At 44.9% G+C, this 18,380-nt stretch carries 18 protein-coding genes; 10 read left to right on the plus strand and 8 right to left on the minus strand.

Annotation, left to right across the window (positions count from 1 at the left end; translation table 11 throughout):
• Window positions 1–3 precede the first annotated feature (3 nt).
• The 4 genes from HMPREF3027_RS04995 to HMPREF3027_RS05010 form a co-directional block, all read right to left on the minus strand.
• Window positions 4–459 (minus strand): RNA-binding S4 domain-containing protein, encoded by a 456-nt coding sequence (locus tag HMPREF3027_RS04995; RefSeq protein ID WP_070707426.1) that lies wholly within the window; start codon window positions 457–459, stop codon window positions 4–6.
• On the minus strand, window positions 437–1,048 hold the full coding sequence (gene pth, locus HMPREF3027_RS05000) for an aminoacyl-tRNA hydrolase (protein WP_021903375.1): 612 nt from the start codon (window positions 1,046–1,048) through the stop codon (window positions 437–439). The genes HMPREF3027_RS04995 and pth overlap by 23 nt, the downstream gene beginning before the upstream one ends.
• The gene (locus HMPREF3027_RS05005; RefSeq protein WP_070707428.1) at window positions 1,035–1,643 is read right to left on the minus strand and encodes a DUF3109 family protein; all 609 of its coding nucleotides are present in this window, start codon (window positions 1,641–1,643) and stop codon (window positions 1,035–1,037) included. The genes pth and HMPREF3027_RS05005 overlap by 14 nt, the downstream gene beginning before the upstream one ends.
• Before the next feature lie 86 nt (window positions 1,644–1,729).
• Window positions 1,730–2,368 (minus strand): 50S ribosomal protein L25/general stress protein Ctc, encoded by a 639-nt coding sequence (locus HMPREF3027_RS05010; protein ID WP_070707431.1) that lies wholly within the window; start codon window positions 2,366–2,368, stop codon window positions 1,730–1,732.
• A 627-nt stretch (window positions 2,369–2,995) separates the two neighbouring features.
• Here HMPREF3027_RS05010 and serB point away from each other — a divergent pair.
• The 10 genes from serB to HMPREF3027_RS09820 all read left to right on the plus strand — a co-directional run bounded on the left by serB (window position 2,996) and on the right by HMPREF3027_RS09820 (window position 13,328).
• Window positions 2,996–4,246, plus strand: coding sequence for a phosphoserine phosphatase SerB (serB, locus tag HMPREF3027_RS05015; RefSeq protein ID WP_018028556.1), 1,251 nt, complete (start codon window positions 2,996–2,998; stop codon window positions 4,244–4,246).
• Between the two features lie 21 nt (window positions 4,247–4,267).
• Entirely contained in the window at window positions 4,268–4,570 is a 303-nt protein-coding gene (locus tag HMPREF3027_RS05020; RefSeq protein ID WP_018028557.1) for a Dabb family protein, read from the plus strand.
• Window positions 4,571–4,605: 35 nt separating this feature from the next.
• A complete protein-coding gene (locus tag HMPREF3027_RS09870; RefSeq protein WP_353933988.1) occupies window positions 4,606–5,043 on the plus strand; it encodes a methylated-DNA--[protein]-cysteine S-methyltransferase in 438 nt (145 codons plus the stop codon).
• Window positions 5,018–5,407: a YraN family protein gene (locus HMPREF3027_RS05025; RefSeq protein ID WP_018028558.1), complete on the plus strand. Its 390-nt coding sequence runs from the start codon at window positions 5,018–5,020 to the stop codon at window positions 5,405–5,407. The genes HMPREF3027_RS09870 and HMPREF3027_RS05025 overlap by 26 nt, the downstream gene beginning before the upstream one ends.
• Window positions 5,408–5,588: 181 nt before the next feature.
• A complete protein-coding gene (gyrB, locus tag HMPREF3027_RS05030) occupies window positions 5,589–7,565 on the plus strand; it encodes a DNA topoisomerase (ATP-hydrolyzing) subunit B (protein WP_070707433.1) in 1,977 nt (658 codons plus the stop codon).
• Window positions 7,566–7,657: 92 nt separating this feature from the next.
• Entirely contained in the window at window positions 7,658–9,388 is a 1,731-nt protein-coding gene (locus HMPREF3027_RS05035; RefSeq protein ID WP_070707435.1) for a membrane dipeptidase, read from the plus strand.
• 54 nt (window positions 9,389–9,442) lie between these two features.
• Window positions 9,443–10,246: a sulfide/dihydroorotate dehydrogenase-like FAD/NAD-binding protein gene (locus HMPREF3027_RS05040; protein WP_070707437.1), complete on the plus strand. Its 804-nt coding sequence runs from the start codon at window positions 9,443–9,445 to the stop codon at window positions 10,244–10,246.
• 6 nt (window positions 10,247–10,252) lie between these two features.
• Window positions 10,253–11,731, plus strand: a complete 1,479-nt coding sequence (gene gltA / locus HMPREF3027_RS05045) for an NADPH-dependent glutamate synthase (protein ID WP_070707439.1) — start codon at window positions 10,253–10,255, stop codon at window positions 11,729–11,731.
• 128 nt (window positions 11,732–11,859) lie between these two features.
• Window positions 11,860–12,450: a BamJ family beta-barrel-assembly machinery protein gene (locus HMPREF3027_RS05050; RefSeq protein WP_021903368.1), complete on the plus strand. Its 591-nt coding sequence runs from the start codon at window positions 11,860–11,862 to the stop codon at window positions 12,448–12,450.
• A gap of 29 nt (window positions 12,451–12,479) precedes the next feature.
• Entirely contained in the window at window positions 12,480–13,328 is an 849-nt protein-coding gene (locus HMPREF3027_RS09820) for an FKBP-type peptidyl-prolyl cis-trans isomerase (RefSeq protein ID WP_070707441.1), read from the plus strand.
• A gap of 128 nt (window positions 13,329–13,456) precedes the next feature.
• Here HMPREF3027_RS09820 and HMPREF3027_RS05060 read toward each other — a convergent pair whose 3' ends face one another.
• From HMPREF3027_RS05060 to HMPREF3027_RS05075, 4 genes are all read right to left on the minus strand, one after another.
• A complete protein-coding gene (locus HMPREF3027_RS05060; RefSeq protein ID WP_070707443.1) occupies window positions 13,457–14,413 on the minus strand; it encodes a hypothetical protein in 957 nt (318 codons plus the stop codon).
• Between the two features lie 9 nt (window positions 14,414–14,422).
• Window positions 14,423–15,097: a hypothetical protein gene (locus HMPREF3027_RS05065; RefSeq protein WP_070707445.1), complete on the minus strand. Its 675-nt coding sequence runs from the start codon at window positions 15,095–15,097 to the stop codon at window positions 14,423–14,425.
• Window positions 15,098–15,110: 13 nt separating this feature from the next.
• Window positions 15,111–17,447, minus strand: coding sequence for a TonB-dependent receptor (locus HMPREF3027_RS05070; protein WP_083317518.1), 2,337 nt, complete (start codon window positions 17,445–17,447; stop codon window positions 15,111–15,113).
• A gap of 109 nt (window positions 17,448–17,556) precedes the next feature.
• The gene (locus tag HMPREF3027_RS05075; protein WP_070707447.1) at window positions 17,557–17,913 is read right to left on the minus strand and encodes a hypothetical protein; all 357 of its coding nucleotides are present in this window, start codon (window positions 17,911–17,913) and stop codon (window positions 17,557–17,559) included.
• Window positions 17,914–18,380: the final 467 nt, after the last annotated feature.

Below are 18,380 nucleotides of genomic sequence, written 5' to 3' on the forward strand. Positions count from 1 at the left end.
TGCTTATTCGTCCCAAAAGTCAGTCCAATCGTCGTCTTTATCCACATCATCAAACGAATCAATAAACCAATTGGGATTTGTTTCGCTCTGTATAAACTCCTCAAGGTCTCGGCGCTCTTTTTTAGTTGGTCTGCCGGTGCTTTTTCGTCTGCCAGCTTGGCTAGTCATTCTATGCAGCTCCCATAGGTCATATTCGCTCTGTGGGGTCAGGTTCCTTTGGTAGATATGCACTAGCTTTGGTCCGACTCTATTATTCAAAAGCTGAAGCACCTCAAGCGAAAGGGTCATGGGCGGTTTCCTCACCTCTATTCTATCACCCACCTTGATCATAGATGAGGGTTTGAGAGTACGTCCAGAGATAGATACCCGCCCTTTTTTGCAAGCATCAGCCGCGATAGAGCGTGTCTTGAATACTCTAGTAGCCCATAGCCACTTATCAATTCTCTGTAGTTCGCTCATCCTCTCTCCTCTTCTTCTTTGAGTGGGTATTGAATTGATTCATTGTCCGCTCTAGCCCTGCCAGGCAAAATGAACGAACTATCTCTGCTCCATTCTTGCAGATCTCGGGTAAGAGCTGCTGCTCATCATCATCAAACGTCCCGAGCACATAGTCAATTTGAGATCCCTTGGGATAATCGCTTCCTATTCCAAATCTTAGTCGGGCATAGGCCGAGGTGCCTAGTGTGGCTTCAATATGTTTAAGACCGTTGTGCCCACCTGCACTTCCTTTCCCTTTGAGACGAAGCGTGCCAAAGGGCAGTGCTATTTCATCGACAATTACCAGCAGACGCTCAAGTGGCACCTCCTCCTCTTTCATCCAATAGCGAACCGCGTTGCCACTTAGATTCATAAAGGTAGAAGGCTTGACGATGACTAGCTCTTTATTCTTTATCTTCACTCGAGCAACACTTCCATATCGCAGCGATTGAAATTTTAAGGGATCACCAACGAGTGCATCAGCAATCATAAAGCCGGCATTGTGCCTTGTCCCTTCGTACTCCGAGCCAATATTTCCTAGCCCAACGATTAAAAACTTATTGGGATTCATCTCTCCTTTTTTCTTTGTTCTGAAAATAGAGCTCAGCTTGCTCCACAAGTTGCTCATACCATTCTTTTCCATAAGCTCTAATAAGAGGTTCTTTCAAAAATTGATACACCCTGAGGTTTAGCTTGCGACCCAACTCGCGTGCTGGTTCGCATATGGGCACCCACCTTGAGTAGTTGAGTGCTTTCTTGCCATCCCTTAATTGCGATACCCTGATTGGATAGAGATGACACGATATTGGCTTGTAGAAAGACCGATCAATCCCCTCTGTATAGCACTTCTCAAAAGCACACCGCACGGAGTGGTCCCTCTCAAGGCATGTAAATACACACTGCTCTCCGTCGATGATTTGTGTGACCAAGTCGCCATCGGCATCTTCGTACATTAGCCCATGCTCTTCAATATACTTTAAGTGCTTTTCAGGTAAAAGCCTCTGGACGTTGGGGAAAGCATTGCAGATCATCTCTACCTCCTCTCGCTCAATGGGTGCACCAGACTCTCCCTCGATGCAACATGCTCCGTGGCAAGCCTCAAGGTCGCAGCAGAAGTAGGTCTCTAACACTTCAGAGCTAACTATGATATCTCCAACAATGATCATCTATTTATCATAAAAAAAGACGGGGCAAGTAGCATATACTCGCACCCGTCTTTTCGCTTATCTGTAAATGTTTTCTTGAGATGCGATTACTCCGCTGACTGTGCTGCGTCACCAGACTCTGCAGACTCCTCAGTTGTCTCCTCATCTTCCTCCTCGGTGCTGCTAGCAGCAGAGCGAGAAGTACGAGTGACACGTACGGCACAAACTACAGCATTCTTAGAGTTGAGCAATTCAAGATTGTCGAAAGATAGATCCCCAACCTGAATGGTCTTGCCAATCTGAAGTTTAGACACGTCGATGTGTAGACGCTCAGGGATATTCTCATAAAGCGCTTTCACACGTAGTTTACGCATATCAAGAGTGAGGTTACCACCGGCACGTACACCGACAGCGTGGCCATCAAGCACCACAGGTACTTCCATAGTGATTGGCTTCTCCTTTGAAACCTCTAGAAGGTCAATATGAAGAATATGATCAGTAACAGGGTGGAACTGAATATCCTGAAGGATACATGTGCGTACCCCTGCACTTGTATTGAGCTCAATGACAAAAATATCAGGAGTGTATACAAGATTTCTCAAATCCTTCTCCTTGACGGTAAGCATTGTAGCCTCTTTGCCATCTCCGTAAATCACTGCAGGAACTAAACCCTGCTTGCGAAGTGCCTTCGCCTCTTTCTTGCCTTTGCTCTCGCGAACTTCGGCGGCTAGTTGAAATGTTTTCATTTCTAATGATAAATTAATGTGTTACTCAAAATTAGCCTCTTCACTAATTTCCCATCACACTGGGAGCTTTCCTGAAAAAGCACTGCAAAGGTACTAATAATCTCGCATATCTGCCATAGATCTGCTGTGACACATCAGTGGTTACGCATTAGGAGAGTCAACTGCGGGGTCTCCTATTTATCGGGGTCTATCCCAATTGATCCCATTTACCCCCATGAGATACTCCACCACCCAAAGATTTAGGCTGTGAAATGAGGTGAAGAATCTGGCTAAAGTAGAACCACCGAGAGTGATTTTTCAACCGACTGGAATTCAGTCCTATTTATTAGCGTTGACCGAGTTGCAACTAAGCAATCGGCGAGTTGCAACTCGGCAAATGCTTAGATGCAACTCGCCGATTGCTTAGTTGCAACTCATTTTTCACCCTGCTAGCATAGGGTTTATGCAATGGGGTACGTCAGAACTTCTTCGGAGAACCTTGCTCGTGTGTCCAATACGAGCTAAGCATATTATTTCATTATGCTTCTAACCATGCGTCACCTCCTAATGTGTCGGTCACAAATTACGATATGTGGCAATAAATGGGTACTTTTGCTTTAGTTTGGACATCATAAGAAATGAAAAAGGATGAATAGTATGTTTAATAAAGACAATGAATTGATATTAGCTATATTTAGCGGTCAGGATAGGCCTGGCATTTCTGCTGCGATCACAGAGACGCTTGCTAAGCATAAAGTGACTATCCTTGATATTGGTCAGAGTGATACTCATAATAATCTAACGCTTGGAATCCTTTTTTCTGCTCTCAGTAGTGAGAATGGGAATATCCTTAAGGAGCTACTATTCAAAGCTAATGAACTAAACGTCCATGTTTCATTTCAACCAATTACTCCTGAGGAGTATACGCAGTGGGTGCAGGCTCAAGGTAAAAATAAGTATATCGTGACCCTCCTGGCGAAGCAATTTACAGCCAAGATGGTCTCTGCAATTACTCGTGAAGTGGCTCTGCAGGGAATGAACATTGATGCTCTGGACCGTCTTACAGGGCGTATTCCACTGATTGAGACGGAGCGTGTTCCCAAAGCAAGTATCGAGATTTCGTTGAGAGGTACCCCTCGGGATAGGGAAGAGCTGCAGCGGAAGTTTATGGAGGTGGCGAATAAATATCAGGTGGATATCTCTTTCCAGCAGGATAGTATGTTTAGGCGTATGCGTCGATTGATCTGCTTTGATATGGACTCTACGCTGATCAAGACGGAGGTGATTGATGAACTTGCCAAGCGTGCTGGAGTTTATGACGAAGTTGCTCATATTACTGAGCGAGCAATGAGAGGTGAGATAGACTTCAACGAGAGCTTTGTGGAGCGTGTAGCTTTACTCAAAGGACTAGATGTATCGGTGATGCGAGATATCGCAGAGAACTTGCCGCTTATGGAGGGCATGGAGCGAACCATGAAGATCCTTAAGAGGGTGGGCTTTAAGATTGCCATACTGAGTGGTGGATTTACCTACTTTGGTAAGTATCTCCAAAGTAAATTCGGCATCGATTATGTCTATGCTAATGAGCTGGAAGTGGTGGATGGTAAGCTGACTGGCCGTCACCTAGGAGATATTATCGATGGTAAGCGCAAGGCGGAGTTGCTGAAGCTGATCGCTCAGGTGGAGAAGGTAGATATCCGCCAGACGGTAGCGGTGGGTGATGGAGCTAATGACTTGCCTATGATCAGTATCGCAGGGCTAGGTATTGCTTTCCATGCAAAGCCAAAGGTGAAGGAGAGTGCACAGCAATCGATTACCACAATGGGGTTGGATGGAATCCTTTACTTCTTGGGATATAAAGACTCTCACTTGGATGAGATAGAGTTTTCAATGTATTGATAAGGAATTGAATAATATTGTATGATACGCCATATAGTGCTTTTTGGCTTCGAGTCCTATCCTAGTGGACAGAGTAAGGAACAGTTTTTGAAGGAGGCGAAGGCAGCTTTTGAGGAGTTGCCACAGCATATTGATTGCTTGAAAAGTCTTAAAGTGAGCTTCAATATCAATCCTAATGAGTCGTACGACCTAATGCTGGAAGGGGTATTGAGTAGTGCAGATGAAATAGAGATTTATGCAAAGCATCCGGAGCATGTGGCTAGAGTGAAGCAGTATATTAAGCCTTTTGTGTCAAAACGAGCTTGCGTGGATATAGAAGAGTAGTGGATCGGTATTATTTTCGTTCGCCTGTAGGCATAGTGGAGTGCCTACTAGAGGAGAGCGGGAAGATACTATCTTGTAATCCTTGCAAAACTGCTGACAATTCACTTATTAAGTATGCCATAGAAAGCCACCCAAAGCTAGCCGATGCATTTAGATGTATCTCGCCAGCGCCACCTCAGTATACTTTAGACCTTTTAGCACCAAGCTGGGCACCTCACTTTTGGTTGACTTTGAGCCAAATACCATACGGTGCCACTCTCTCCTATTCGGAGTTGGCATCTCGTTTAGGACTTAGTAGCGGTTTTGCACGGGTTATAGGTTCTCAGTTGGGAAGGAACAAGCATTTTCTGCTACTACCTTGCCATAGGGTGATAAAATCTGACCATACACTGGGAGGGTATAAATGGGGTACTCAACTAAAGAGAAAGATCTTAGACTACGAACAAAATGGCCAAGCTAATAGATACGAATAGGGTAGATGGACATTTCATGGAGCTGATCATTTGTGAAGAGCTTAGCAAGAGAGGCTTTGTGATTTTGGAACGGAACTACAAGGTGGGGCGACTAGAGATAGATATCATAGCACTGGAGGGAGATGTCCTTTGTTTTATTGAAGTAAAGAGCCGATCCAATCCTATCATTATGTCGGAATTGGATCGACTAGTCACACCTGAACAGCAGAATCATCTCATCTGGGCTTCCAATAGGTATTGCCAAAATCTCAGAAGGGTGAAGTATAAGACAGTCCGCTTTGATTATATTCTAGTCTATGCTCCAGATAAGGTTCATCCAAAGAGTGTCAAGCATATAAGGAATGCTTTTGTCCCAACTGTATGAGGTAATTGTCATAGTGAACAAGCGTTATGGGAGTGGTGTCATTGAGCGCAGTAGGGAATAGTAGGTTGGAGGGAATAAAAGACCTTTGAAGCCTAGAATAACTAATATTTTTTTGGTACCTTTGTATGTAATAGGGGTGGGCTATATGGGGGAGTCTGAGTGAATAAGTACATAGTATATTATGAGTGAAGAATTAATGGCAGGGGTGAGTGGCGTGCCGAATGAGAAAGGTCATTACGACTCATCTAACATCCAAGTTCTGGAGGGGCTTGAGGCGGTACGTAAGCGTCCCGCAATGTATATAGGGGATATCAGTTCTAAGGGATTACACCACTTAGTCAATGAGGTGGTGGATAACTCAATTGATGAAGCGATGGCTGGCTATGCTAGCCATATTGAAGTGGAGATCAATGAGGATGACTCTATATCAGTGCATGATGATGGGCGCGGAATCCCAGTGGATAGGCACGAGAAGCTCGGGAAGTCGGCTTTGGAGGTGGTAATGACGGTACTTCACGCTGGCGGTAAGTTTGATAAAGGCTCATATAAAGTTTCTGGAGGTCTCCACGGTGTGGGTGTCTCTTGTGTTAATGCACTTTCGGATAAGCTAATCGCAGAGGTCTACAGAGATGGCAAGATATATAGGCAAGAATATTCTAGGGGTATTCCACAAACCGCAGTAGAGGTGATTGGGGAAACGGATAGGACAGGAACCTCTGTCACATTCCATCCTGATCATTCTATCTTTGTGGTGACAAAGTATGAGTACAAGATACTGGCAGATAGACTTCGGGAGTTGGCTTACCTCAATGCAGGGGTGCGGCTTTCGATTACTGACTTTAGAGATAGAGACGAGGATGGTAATCCAAAGAGCCAGAGCTTTTATTCGGAGGAGGGGTTGAAGGAGTTTGTCCGCTATCTTGATGGTAATAAGGAGCATCTGATGGATGAGGTGATCCATATTGTCAATGATAAAGGGGAGATCCCAGTGGAGGTGGCAATGACCTATAATACCACTTTCAATGAGAATGTCTACTCTTATGTCAATAATATCAATACTATTGAGGGCGGTACCCATCTCACAGGATTTAGACGAGCATTGACGCGCACGCTGAAGAAGTATGCCGATGACTCTGGTCTTCTGGAGAAGGAGAAGGTGGAGGTACTGGGCGATGACTTCCGTGAGGGTCTTACAGCAGTGATCTCTATCAAAGTACAGGAGCCTCAGTTTGAGGGACAGACGAAGACTAAGCTAGGTAATAGCGAGGCGGTGAGTGCGGTGGATACAGCTGTCTCGGAAGCACTGACCAACTTCTTGGAGGAAAACCCTAAGGAGGCCCGGATGATCGTGGACAAGGTGATCTTGGCCGCAAAAGCTCGTATGGCTGCTAAGAGAGCCAGAGAGATGGTACAGCGTAAGGGCCCAATGTTTTCGGGTGGTCTACCAGGGAAATTGGCCGATTGTCGTAGTCGTGACCCTGAGATATGTGAGCTTTTCTTAGTGGAGGGTGACTCGGCAGGGGGTACAGCTAAGCAGGGTAGAGACTCTATGTTTCAGGCTATTTTGCCACTGAGAGGTAAGATCCTCAATGTGGAAAAGGCAATGATGCACCGTGTACTTGAGAATCAAGAGATTCAAGCGATGTATACTGCTTTGGGAGTATCTATCGGTACGGAGGAGGATCCAAAAGCACTCAATATAGATAAGCTAAGGTATCACAAGATTATCATCATGACGGATGCCGATGTCGATGGTAGCCATATTGCAACGCTTCTATTGACCTTCTTCTTCCGCCATATGCGCGTGTTGATTGAAAGAGGGTACGTCTATATCGCTAATCCTCCACTATATCAATGCAAGAAAGGGGATATCGTAAGATACTGCTGGACAGACGAAGATAGAAAAAACTTTGTCGATAACTTTGCCGATGGTGAGGAGAGTAAGGTAACTGTGCAGCGATACAAAGGTCTGGGAGAGATGAATCACGACCAACTTTGGGATACAACGATGGATCCAGAGCAACGCTACTTGAAGCTGGTAACCATGGAAAGTGCCGCTGAAGCCGATGTGGTATTCTCTACCCTTATGGGTGAGGATGTGGTGCCCAGAAGAGAGTTTATAGAGCAAAATGCTACGTATGCCAATGTCGACGCCTAATTGCTCGGCATCTTTATAAAGCATTAATTTTTCATAGGGGGTACAAGGGATGCATCTCTCTTGTGCCCCCTAATTCATAAATGAACTAAGCTATGAAAGACGATCAATTGCTGAGTAAAATAGACTTCTCTTTAGAGACCTTACAGCGAGATATTGATAAGGTCAATCCGAACTCAGGGAAGAAGCCTGTTATTGGCATTTCTGCTAACCATAATCATCTGGATGAAAATAGGCTCACTCATACATATGGTGATTGTATTCGTCATGCCGGTGGAATCCCTTTGATGATCCCGCAGACCACTGATTTAGAGCTTCTATTGGCTACGCTAGGTCGATGTGATGGATTGGTGTTATCGGGGGGTTGTGATATCCACTCTTTGTGGTGGGGTGAGGAGCCTGCTCCTGGTGTAAATACCATTGATCATCTCAAGGACTATTACGACTTGGCTCTTGTGAAGTGTGCGATCAAGTGGAATATACCTATCCTAGGCATATGTCGGGGCTTACAGATCCTAAATGTAGCACTAGGAGGTACCTTAATTCAAGACCTAGCCAGTAAGGATAACCTCATTAACCATAATCAAACCGCCTCGAGGTATGAGGTTTGGCATAAGGTATATATTTCGCCGAATAGTCGGCTCCAGAGAATTTTGAGGGAGGAGGATTTGTTGGTCAACTCTTTTCACCACCAAGCAGTAGGTGTTGTGGCACCAGGTGGTACAGTATGTGCTACCTCTAGCGATGGAGTTATTGAGGCGGTAGATTATTATCCTGAATACAATGCTCTAGGAGTACAATGGCATCCTGAAGCGTTGGCTTGGGAAGGAAAGACGGCACATCACCATCTTTTTACCCACATAGTTGATGAAGCGAAGCTTTATCAACACGCTCGCGCTTTCCATAAGCACCATTTGACGCTTGATTCGCACGTGGATACCCCTTCTATATTGGTGGGAAATCCTTGTGCCGAAAACTTACAGCCTAAAGTGGATTATAGTGGAATGATTACTGGTGGACTGGACCTCGTCTTTATGGCTGCCTATGTACCTCAGGGTTCGGAGAAGCCTTTTGAGCAAGTCCTCGAGATGCTGGAGACAACGGATGCTTATGTGACAGCACATCGGGAGGATATGAAGCTCATTTATGACACAACTACTGTGCCTCATGCAAAGAGGATGGGTCTAGTGATGGTCTGTAAGGCGGTGGAGAATGGGTACGCAATCGGGAATGACTTGCACAAACTAGAAGAGTTGGCTCGAAGAGGGGTGAAGTATATGACGCTTTGCCACAATGGTGACAACTTGATTTGTGACTCGGCTATGAAGAGTAACCTAACCCATGGAGGTCTTAGTGACTTTGGGGTGGAGGTAGTGCGTGAAATGAATCGCCTAGGTATTGCTGTTGATGTCTCTCACGCCTCGGATAGTACGGTGGCTCATGTACTGGAGATAAGCAATCGACCAATTATAGCTAGCCATAGTTCCTGTAGGGCCCTCTATAACCACCCAAGGAATCTACCAGATGAGTTACTCAAGGCTATTGCAGAAAAGGGTGGCGTCATCCAACTATGTATGTACCATGGCTTCCTCAAGGAGCAAGGAGCTACTATAGCAGACTTTGTGGATCACATTGAGCATGCCATCAACATTGTGGGAGCGGATCATGTAGGAATTGGTACCGACTTTGATGGCGGTGGTGAGGTGATAGGATGCAGAAGTACCTCCCAATTACTGAGGGTTACTATGGAGATGATGTCTCGAGGACTTGCTATAAAGCAACTAGAAGGCATATGGGGAAAGAATTTACTAAAAGTTATACTCTAATTTTATTACCTTTGCACACAAGTTTATTGATTTATCCAATACACATAACTCATTATGAATAAAATCGTATCTAGGGAAAACCTATCCGAAAGAGTGGTAAAGTTCGTCATTGAAGCCCCTCGAATTGCAAAGTCTCGTAAAGCAGGGCACTTTGTAATTGTTCGCGTTGGTGAAAAGGGGGAGAGGATCCCACTTACTATTGCTGATTCAGATGTTGATGCCGGCACGATCACATTGGTGGTACAGAATGTAGGACGGAGCTCCAGCAAGCTCTGTGAGCTACACGAGGGTGACTATGTTACCGATGTGGTAGGTCCACTTGGACAAGCTACAAAGATTAAGAAGTATGGCACGGTGATTTGTGCAGGTGGAGGAGTGGGGGTAGCCCCATTGTTCCCTATTGTACAAGCAATGCACAAGGCCGGTAATCGGGTGATTGTAGTTCTCGCTGCGAGGAATAAAGACCTAATCATACTGGAGAAGGAGATGAGGGCTAATTCGGACGAAGTGGTGATTATGACTGATGATGGTTCCTCGGGAAAGAAGGGACTCGTCACTGCCGGAATTGAGGAGGTGCTTCAGCGTGAGCACGTGGATCTGTGCGTCACGATTGGCCCTGCCATAATGATGAAGTTTGTGGCGGAGCTAACTAAGAAGTATGAGGTGCCAACATTTGCTAGCCTCAATACAATTATGGTGGATGGGACTGGCATGTGTGGCGCGTGCCGAATTACCGTGGACGGGCAGACAAAGTTTGTATGTGTGGATGGTCCGGAATTTGATGCACACAAGGTGGACTTTGATGAGATGCTAAAGCGTATGAATGCATTTAAAGACCAGGAATTGATCAATAGATAAGCGTATATGGAACTTGTAAAAGAAAGAAGGGCACAGGAGTGGCGTGAGCAACTCAGAAAAAGCATGAGTGCCAAGGATAGAATGGCCCTTAAGAGGGTGGAGATGCCTTCACTTGATGGTAAATATAGAGCGACTAATCATGAGGAGGTGAGCCTCGGACTTACTGATGAGATGGCTCTTCAAGAGTCTAAGCGATGTCTTGACTGTGCCAGTCCTACCTGTATGGAGGGATGTCCTGTAAGCATTCATATTCCAAGCTTTTTGAAGTATGTAGAAGCCGGAAAGCCTCTTGAGGCGGCTAAGATTATTCGAGAAACTAGCTCCCTTCCTGGTGTCTGTGGTCGAGTATGTCCGCAAGAGAGACAATGTGAGAGTAAGTGTATTTATACTCAGAAACTGAAGAAGCCAGCAGTGGCCATTGGCTTCTTGGAGCGCTATGTATCTGATTACGAAAGAGAGACGATCCTATCTGGCAAAGCTGGTGAAGAGCACGAGAAGATTGTCCCCAATGGCATTAAGGTGGCTGTAGCGGGGTCAGGTCCTGCTGGTCTATCTTGCGCTGGTGATTTGGCTAAGTGGGGATATGATGTCACGGTCTTTGAGGCGCTTCATGAATTAGGTGGCGTACTTAGATATGGTATTCCAGAGTTTAGGCTCCCTAATGATATTGTAGACTTTGAGATTGATAAGCTCAAAGCCCTTGGCATCAAGTTTGAAACCAATGTGATTGTTGGCAAGACTGTTTCTTATCAAGACTTACATGACGAGGGATTCAAAGCAATATTCGTAGGTAGTGGAGCTGGCCTGCCAAGGTTTATGCATATTCCTGGAGAGAACCTGGTGGGTGTGATGTCGAGTAATGAGTACCTGACGCGTGTCAATCTAATGCATGCAGGGCAGCCTGGTGCTGATACCCCTGTATCTCACGGCAAGAGAGTGGCGGTAATAGGTGGTGGTAATACCGCTATGGACTCTGTTCGTACCGCTCTCCGTCTTGGCGCAGAGCGTGCCATGATTGTCTATCGTCGTAGCGAAGAGGAGATGCCAGCTCGTCTGGAGGAGGTACATCACGCTAAGGAGGAAGGGGTGGAATTTATGACGCTCCACAATCCTGTAGAGTACGTAGATGATGGTACTGGTAAGGTTTGTGCGATGAAGGTTCAGAAGATGGAGCTTGGCGAGCCGGATGCCTCTGGTCGTCGCAGTCCTATTCCAATCGAAGGGGCTATTGAAGAGATTCCAGTGGACCAAGTAGTAGTTAGTGTGGGGGTATCTCCAAACCCTATCATCCCAAATAACTTTGAAGGACTTAATATCTCTAAGCGGGGCACTATTATCGTAAACGAAGAGAGTAGTCAGAGTGACTTGAGTGATGTTTTCGCTGGTGGTGACATTGTACGAGGAGGGGCAACTGTGATTCTTGCTATGGGTGATGGTCGTAAGGCGGCTGCAGGAATGCACAAATACCTACAAAGCCTTCAGTAGTACCGTCGCCATTCACTAAGTACTAATATGACAGAGGGGGTATTGAAACTCACACGTTTTAATATCCCCTCATTTTTTGCTATCTTTGCAACCGAGTTATTACAAAGTTTAATTGAATAGAGTTTATAATGAAAGATAAAGTTAGTTATGCCCTAGGCTTAAGTATGGGCCACAATTTCAAGGCAGAGGGCTTTGAGGTTAAGAGCGCTGAGGACTTTACCAAGGGCCTACTAGACGTTTTAGAGGAGAAGGAAAAGGCAATGACGATGGATGAAGCTAGAGAGGTGTTAAATGCCTATCTAACTAAAGTCCATGAGGAGCGTATAGAGCTAAATAAGAGTGCCGGAGCTGAGTATCAGCTCGTAAATAGCCACAAGGCGGGGGTAACTACATTGCCATCTGGGGTACAATATGAGATCCTAGTGAAGGGCGATGGCGAAAAGCCTAAACTTACAGATAGCGTGAAGTGCCACTACCACGGTACCCTTATTAATGGCGTGGTATTCGATAGCTCGGTTCAACGTGGCGAGCCAGCTACATTCCCAGTGAATGGAGTGATACAAGGGTGGCAAGAGATTCTTCAATTGATGCCTGTGGGCTCGAAGTGGAGGGTGACCATCCCATACCAGCACGCATACGGCGAGCATGGTGCAGGCCAGATGATTGAGCCATATAGTACTCTTATCTTTGATATTGAGTTACTTGATATAGTAAAATAATAAATACAAACAAATTAATATTTTAAGCGATGAAAAAGATTTTATTAGGTGGAGCAACTATCCTATTTTCAGTAGGAATGCTTCTTTCTTCTTGTGGTGGTAAGGTGAAGCCTGCAAAGTTTACCAGTGACACTGATAGCGTATCTTATGCTATTGGAGTGCTTAATGCTTCACAAATGAAAACTTACTTCCAGCAAGATTCTACTATAAAGCTTGATGATTTGATTCAGGGAATCATTGATGGAGCTTACGAAAAAGGTGGAAAGTCATCTTCTTACATGCAGGGCTACGGAATGGGTGATAACTTCCGTCAAGGAATTGAGCAAGATACCACTATTAATCTTGACAATTTCATTGCAGGTGTTGTAGCTGAGCTTCGCGATAAAAGCGTTATTGACCAAGATGCAGCCAATAGAATTCTTCAGGAGTTTCAAGTGAAGATGCAGCAGAAGCAAGCTGAGGAAGCACGTCTTGCTAACGAAAAGAAGGTAAATGCTGAGAAGAAAATACTCGAAGAACTCGCAGCTGATGCTGATGTTCAAAAGACTGAGAGTGGTCTGATGTATAAGGTTGAAACTATGGGTACTGGTATTAAGCCAAGTGCTGATGATACTGTTACTGTTCACTACAAGGGTACTGATGTACTTGGTGAGGTATTTGACTCTTCTTACGATCGTAATGAGCCAGCAGAATTCCCACTTAATGGCGTGATCAAAGGCTGGACTGAGGGCTTCCAACTTATGCCAGAGGGTTCTAAGTTTACTCTTTGGATTCCAGGTAACCTAGCTTACGGTGAGATTGGTGAACAAACTTATGGTCCTACAGGACTTCTAAAGTTTGAGTGCGAATTGATCAAGGTGACTCCTGCCAAGAAGTAAGGAAGTCATATTGCACTACATTAAAAGCGGTCTATCTAGCTTAGATAGACCGCTTTTAATGTATATAGGTTATCCAATTGGCCGGATCAACTCTCGTAGTAAAAAGTCACTATCACACAAACTGGATACTAGAACCAGTATCCTGAGTCGGTGTGTCCGGAATCGTCATGAAGGCGAATGAGGATCTCCTCCAATGCCTCTTCCTGGGTAATTCCATACGCATATGCAATTGAATTAAGGTATTTCATATCGCTTTCAGTCATATTCTCTAGTTCGTAGTGCTCTACCGCCTCGTATCCATGAGCAAAAATGGTCACTGGTATTGTTAGTTCCACAAGCTTTTTACCTTGTGTGGGTAATTGATAGTAGCGGTATGGGCTACCGCTTGATAACTTCCCTATAGAAGTGAGGTCGGAGAGGGTGATATGTAGAGAGCATTCAGAGCGGGGTACAGAGAACCCTAGGTAGCCTTTGTATCCGATAGGGTTGGTTGAACCTACTACCTTAGCTCCATCTTTGATCCGTGCCGATAATGGATCGGTGTCGCAGTATATATAGGTAATGAACTCAGCAGACTCTTTATATTTGTCCACTTCATTTTTATCTCCATCAAAAGTAGGGTGGGTATCTGAAACAGTAAAAAAGTGCTGAAGTCGTTTTGAATGATCTCCACCGAGAACTTTATCAGTTATCTGATTACCTTGAGCATCATAGTACTCTACCCAGAAACCGTAAGCAATCGCTATCTTTTTGCTTAGCTCGCTATCATTATTGATTTTTGGATCGTGCTCTCCGATGCCGCCTACTGCACAAAGATGTTGCTCAGAGGTGGGAGATAAGAACATTGAGCCATCCGGCCCTTTTTCAAATATAAACCTATGAAAGCGTCGCATATATTTTTGTCCCTTTGCGTCTGCAGTTTGGTGAAAACCATAGGTGCCGTGTAAATGTCCCTCAATGACCACCACCTCCACCTTGGCTACTTCTGGTAGCTCTATTGGAGTTTGAATATTGGGACACTCCACATATTTGCAAGCTACAGCCATAAGAGCTGTAGCAATGAATAGTAATATATTAAGCTTCATATTTTGTGGTTATTTCTTAGATTCCACATTGACTTCAAAGGTAAAGTCGAGGTCATACTGCCCGTTAGCTGTCCATACACTTGGTTGGTAAAATGGCGATACTTTCCCTTCACTGCTAAACTTGCTACCTCTTGCGTGAAGTAACCTAAGCCGTATTTTTAATTGTTCCGTAGGCACCTTAAAAGTCATTACGCCCTTGAGACCAATCGGATTCTCTTTGCCGATCACCTTGGCATCAGTTGAGATAGGGGCATCCCAAGGGTCTGTATCCAAGTACCGATAGTCAATTATTGACGTTGCACTTAGATTGCTTTCTTCAATCTTTGGCATGAAAAAGTGTTGATGTATGCGATCTTCCCCATTAGTTACATACTCACGGTTGATTGATTGCCCCGACTTGCTATAGTGGGTGACTTGGACGAAATAGGGGGTATCAGTCTGGAGAGTAATCACTTTGCTCTGTCGCCATTCGCTCGCTTGCGAGGCTATGATAGAGGCCGATGGCTCACCCGAAGGGATGAATTTATCCCCTTTCATAGCTCCAAGAGTGAAAGTTATCTCTATTTTATGTGTGTCCTGATGATTCTTTTGCTTTGTTTCATCCACCGCCTCTTTTGGTTTGCAGCTTGTTGCCATTATTAGAATAGCGGATAGGGCTGCGAAAAGTAATTGTCTTGTTTGCATAATCTTTATTCAGTTAAAAGTTGTATGATATTGAAAATTGTATGTTCATTCCTAAGTCATGAGCGTAGTAGCGTGCCAAGTTGGTGTACTCCTTGTACTCCTTATTGAATAGGTTCTCGATGCTAAGTCGGTAGATGATATCACTATTCTTTGCTATTCCACCTTGAGTAAAACCCACATTGAGACCTACCAAATGGTAGGCTGGTGGGGCAAACTTAATAAGGTCGGTATCAGGGTCAAATCGCTTTTGCTCAGCTACGAATTTGTGATGTAGTGAGATGGAAGCTTTGTGCCTTCCTCCCAAAACTTCCCACTCTCCCTTGATCTCCTCACGTATGTGGAATGGAGGCATATAAGGGAGGTAGCGTCCTGTAGATTGCTCGTTAGCCCATATCATGCCACTCGAAATAGTGTAGCTTAGCCATAAAAGGGGGTATACTGTAACTTCTGCATCTACCCCATGAAGTGCCGCTGATGTTTGTTTGATAGCGAATAGTGGATAGGTGCCCGATACTAGAGTGCGATAAGCTTTCGTAGGTTCTTGGTAAATATAATTATTGACCCACTGTAGGTACCCCTCTATATCAGCGTGCAACCAACTATTGAGGTAACTCAATGAGGCTACCCACTTAAATACTCTTTCGCTCTTTAGGTCCTTGTTGCCGATCATATAAATACCCCGCTCCATATCTAGACCATTGCTATACAACTCCGAAACATGAGGGGCTCTCCAAGCACTTCCAATCTGACTTCTAAGCGTTAGGCCGTTGGCAATTTCGGCATATCCTCCGATAGAGTAGGTGAGGTTATTTTGGTGCTCAATGCCTCCATAGTTTTGTCCATCATAGTCTATTCCTACTGCCTCAGTGCGTTGTCCATCCCCTCTAATCCCGATCTCTACACCCCACATATCTGTGTGGTACTTTGTAATTGTATAGACTCCCCATCCTCCTTGTACATAGTTGGGGATCATGGGGACCACGCCAGTCCCTGGTTTGTTGTAATTATCCGTGAAAGTACCTAGTATTCCACTCTCTACCTCAAGGTGCTTATTAGCAGTATAGTGCCAAAGAAATTCACCTTCCACATTTTGTAATACAAGTGCAGATTCTGGTACGTGACTCAGTTTATTCCTTCTCAGATGATATTCGTTTCGAAGGTTGAGTTGATAGGCGATCATTCCCTCAAAACGATGTCGATTATTAGGGGTATAACCCATTTTTAGCTTTGCAAGACTATGGGAAGTAGTATGGTACCCATAATCTATTTTACGGGTAAATGGGGTAATGACATCTTGGGGAGGCCTTCCCATTTCAATACGTTCCTTTAATAAGTCTACATTCCCCATCTGTGCACCAAAGTAGGTGCCCTCTTTCTCTTGTAGAGAGCTGATAAGTAGCTCAGCTTCTAATGCAGTGCTTCGCCAACCTAGTTGCCCCAGCATACTCCACTGACGTTGTCCTGTATTATTGAGCAGATATTGAGCTGTTCTCTTGTCACCGCTATTGCTGTAGTCGCTGAGAACTCTCCATGCGAGGTGAGGTCCCATCCCTTTTTCAAGCTTTCCAGATAGCCCATAAGCAAGCCCATTAGTGGTTCCATACAGAGTCGTTGACCCTTTAATACCCTCTTGAGTATAAGGGAGAGATGCTTGCTCTACAATGATAACACCCCCAAGGGCATCCGCACCATAACGAACACTCTCAGCACCTTTTAATATGGTCACACGACCAGCTTGGGCAAGGGCTATTTCTGGTGCGTGCCCCTGCCCCCACTGCTGGCTTTTGTGCCTCACTCCATTGTTGAGGATGAGAATACGCTCCCCATACATTCCATGGATTACTGGTTGAGATGATGAAACCCCATTGGAGATAAGGCTCACACCTCTTACCCCTTGTACTGCCTCCCCTAGGTTTTTGCCCATTTGCATGCCTAGAGTGAGGGCACCAATACTCTGACCCACTGCCGTACGTCTTGTGGTATTTCCTTCAGTAGTTACCACCACTTCTCCCAAAGCTTCAGCAATAGGTGTCATGTGGATTACTCCACCTTTGCTTCTCCTCAGTTTGTCTATTGATAGGCTTATCTTTTGATATCCGATGTAGCTAAAACTCACCGTCGTATTTGCTGCCAATCCTTGAGGCAAATCAATATTGCCCTCTTCATTTGTGACATTTCCTTCCCTACCGTAATGGACTAACACTCCTGGAAGAGGCTGTAGCGTCTCATCATCAATTACCCTAATGAGTAGCCCTTTTGATCTCTCTTGTGCAGAGATGTTAGCTCCACCATTCACCATGGCAAGAGCAATGAGGAGGAAAGGGATAATCCTCCTAAATATTAAGTTCATATGATATGTGATTTCCTAATTCCGTAGCAGTAGACCAAGTCTTTACACCACAATAATTGATGAGGCACAAGGACTTACGTTACTTGCTACAACTACTAACTACTAATCTCTAGCAATCAATAGCAAGGATAGGAGGTGCACGAAGTAAGGGGTGCGAAAATGGATAGGAGGTGATTAGTGAAATATCATCGGGGTACTGATACTCAGTGCTACCGAAATGTACTATTTGTGCTTCGGATTGATCACAACAATCAAAAGGGGAGTTGCCAAAGACTAGCAGGATACACTCCTCCTCACCTCCTGTATTTGTGTTGTCGGTAGAGGTGGCATGATGTAATAGGTGCTCTGGGGATAGAGTATGCATACCCATAGCTCCTCCGAGCCAGAGTAGCACTACAAAGAGAGCGGCAGCGATCCATTCTCTCTGATGACCTAAATATCCGAATATACTATCTCTCCTTTTCACGCCACAAAGATAAGAATATATATTCTAATTTTGAAGTCTTTTATTGCCATTATTTGTGTACCTATTCAGGAATAGATTACAAGAAGTGTCAACACTTTCAGGAATAACGGGTGACTGGTGTGTACTATTTTCAGGAATACCACATGCTCTTTTCAAGGATACCGCATCAACCTCTTATTCCGTATGCGTGCGGAATGAATTCCGCAGGGCTACGGAATAGATTCCGTACGCATGCGGAATACGTTCCGCAGGTATGCGGAATATACGTTTGCTATACCATCGCATTTCTGAACGTGTAGGCACTTCGTCTTCTCTATTCCTGAATGACTACACACATTGAGAGCAAATGATGAGTCCTAGATTAGGTTGTCCGACCCGCAAGGGGTCGTAGGATAGGGGGGATGACTGTTAATCCCCCAGTCGTTCGGGGCTAACGCCCCTCCGACGTGGGGGCTAAGATCCGTCGG

Origin of the sequence: Porphyromonas sp. HMSC077F02 (assembly GCF_001815465.1) — a bacterium.
Taxonomy (GTDB): domain Bacteria; phylum Bacteroidota; class Bacteroidia; order Bacteroidales; family Porphyromonadaceae; genus Porphyromonas_A; species Porphyromonas_A somerae.